Source organism: Neorhizobium fuzhouense (assembly GCF_042611105.1).
Classification (GTDB): Bacteria; Pseudomonadota; Alphaproteobacteria; order Rhizobiales; family Rhizobiaceae; genus Neorhizobium; species Neorhizobium galegae_A.
In genome coordinates this window covers 1-2,143 of sequence record NZ_JBHFFP010000032.1, presented here as the reverse complement: position 1 = coordinate 2,143, position 2,143 = coordinate 1, and the positions used below count along the sequence as shown (strand labels likewise).

The window sequence follows — 2,143 nt, the reverse complement described above, 5'->3', positions numbered from 1 at the left end:
GGGCCATGGCGGATGATGGCGTCGTAACCGTCAGCGGCGGGATCCACCCTTCGGTCATCGATATCAAGGGTGAGTTCGAGATTGGGGTGCTGAACCAGAAACGGATAGAGCGCGTGGCCAAGATGCATGCGGCCGAAGGTGACGGGGGCGGCGATGCGCAAGGGCCCGGCAATCTCGCCCCGCCGCTCCGACATCTCTTCTGCTGCCGCGTCCATTTCCCGGGTGATGCGGCGGGCCCGCTCCAGAAAGGCAAGCCCGCTTTCCGTCAATGTGAGCTTCCGCGTGGTTCGCTGCAGAAGCAGCCCGCCAAGCGTTTTTTCCAGCTCGGCAAGCCGCTCGCTGACCACGGATTTGGATAGTCGCAGCCGCCGTGCCGCTTCGCTGATGGAGCCGCTTTCGACGACGGCCACAAAGGTCACGATCCCTTCCGTTCGCATCAGCATCGTTCGGTATCTCCGGATTTCAGTTCCCAAATCTGCCGACTAATCCGAACAATCGCAAGATGCCATCTTCAGTCCATGCAAAGGAGCGGCAGGGTGCTGCTCCCGGATGGAGATCAGAACATGACACGGCTGAATAACAAGGTTGCCATCGTGACCGGCGCAAGTTCCGGCATTGGCAGGGCAACGGCAAAGCTCTTTGCCGCAGAAGGTGCGAAGGTCATCGTGGGCGCCCGCCGGCAGGCGGAACTCGACAGCCTCGTTGCCGAGATCGCGGCTGAAGGCGGCGAAGCGATTGCGGTCGCAGGCGATGTGCGGGCGGAAGATTATCACCAGCGCCTGGTGGCGACGGCACTGGAGCGCTACGGCAAGCTCGACATCGCCTTCAACAATGCCGGCACGCTGGGTGAAGCCGGGCCGACGACCGGTGTTTCGGAACAGGGTTTTGCCGATACGCTGGCCATCAACCTGACGGCGTCGTTCCTTGCGGCCAAGCACCAGGCGGCTGCCATGGAAAAGAACGGCGCGGGCTCGATGATCTTCACCTCGACCTTTGTCGGCTACAGTTATTCGTTTCCGGGTGTTGCGGCCTATTCCGCCAGCAAGTCCGGCCTGATCGGGCTCACGCAGGCGCTGGCTGCTGAATTCGGGTCGAGACATATTCGCGTCAATGCTATCCTGCCCGGTGCGGTCGACACGGACATGTACCGGGAAATGAATGACACGCCGGAAAAGCAGGCCTTCATCACCGCACTGCATGCGCTGAAGCGGGTTGCGACGGCGGATGAAATTGCAAGATCCGTGCTTTATCTGGCATCCGATGACGCAAGTTTCGTGACCGGCACGGCATCGCTGGTGGATGGCGGCACATCGATTACCCGCACCTGATGTGTGAGGCCGTTGAAGGCGGACGTAAAACCATCGTCCGCCTGCGCTCAGACGGCAAACTCCATCAGGCAGACGGCAAGGACGCGCCGGGGACCGACAGGGACGGCCGGAACCTCAGCACTCCCAAAATGCCGGCCGCCAGAGAGGCGAGCAGAAGGATGACCTGACAGGCAAGAATTGCGGGTTCGTTGCCGAGCGGCGCCAGCGCGTGCAGAGGTCCAATCTTCTGAAACGACTGGATGATCAGCACCAGCGTGTTGAAGAACATCAGGAGCGTGACACCCGCCACATAGACGGGGCGCCAGAAGCCCGCCAGTTTTGCCCGGTAGCGCGCATAGAGCGTTACCAGCAGGATGATGGTGCACAGGATCCCGACATTGATCGCCGGTGTGATGCCGTTGAAGGGAAACAGGAAACCGGTGACGAGCGTGATCGCCATCGTGACCAGGAACCACTGGGCGAAGATGCGCTCGCGACCGTTTGCGATCAGTCGGCGGATGAGGCCGGCTCCGGCGACGATTGCAACAAGACTTACCAGCACATGGAAAAGCGTCAGGACCAGGATTGCAGACATGTGAACCCCCTTGAGCTATGACGTGATGACCCGTCAGTATTTACGGATGGATTGCGGCAAAGACGATTTCGGCAAATCCGGGCACGGTTGCTTCCCGCGCCCAATCCCGTTGCAGTTCGCAAGCGAGTTGTATCCAGGTAATCGGTGTGGCCCCCGCCTGCATGATCCGATCAAGACCTGCAGCATGCGCGCATTGAGAGGTTCCTGCAACCGCATCGACAACGGGATAGACCTCCAATCC

Annotated in this window: 3 protein-coding genes and 1 pseudogene; 1 reads left to right on the top strand and 3 read right to left on the bottom strand. The window is 60.6% G+C overall.

Annotated elements, in window-relative coordinates:
• Positions 1 to 440: LysR family transcriptional regulator (locus ACEXP3_RS24620; protein ID WP_377299805.1), on the bottom strand; the 440-nt coding region annotated here is incomplete at its 3' end.
• 123 nt (positions 441 to 563) lie between these two features.
• On the opposite strand from ACEXP3_RS24620, the gene ACEXP3_RS24615 reads away from it, so the two are divergent.
• Positions 564 to 1,328, top strand: coding sequence for an SDR family oxidoreductase (locus ACEXP3_RS24615; protein WP_377299804.1), 765 nt, complete (start codon positions 564 to 566; stop codon positions 1,326 to 1,328).
• Positions 1,329 to 1,392: 64 nt separating this feature from the next.
• Here ACEXP3_RS24615 and ACEXP3_RS24610 read toward each other — a convergent pair whose 3' ends face one another.
• On the bottom strand, positions 1,393 to 1,902 hold the full coding sequence (locus ACEXP3_RS24610; RefSeq protein ID WP_377299803.1) for a hypothetical protein: 510 nt from the start codon (positions 1,900 to 1,902) through the stop codon (positions 1,393 to 1,395).
• 40 nt (positions 1,903 to 1,942) lie between these two features.
• Positions 1,943 to 2,143: pseudogene (locus tag ACEXP3_RS24605) on the bottom strand (hydrolase); the annotation flags it as partial.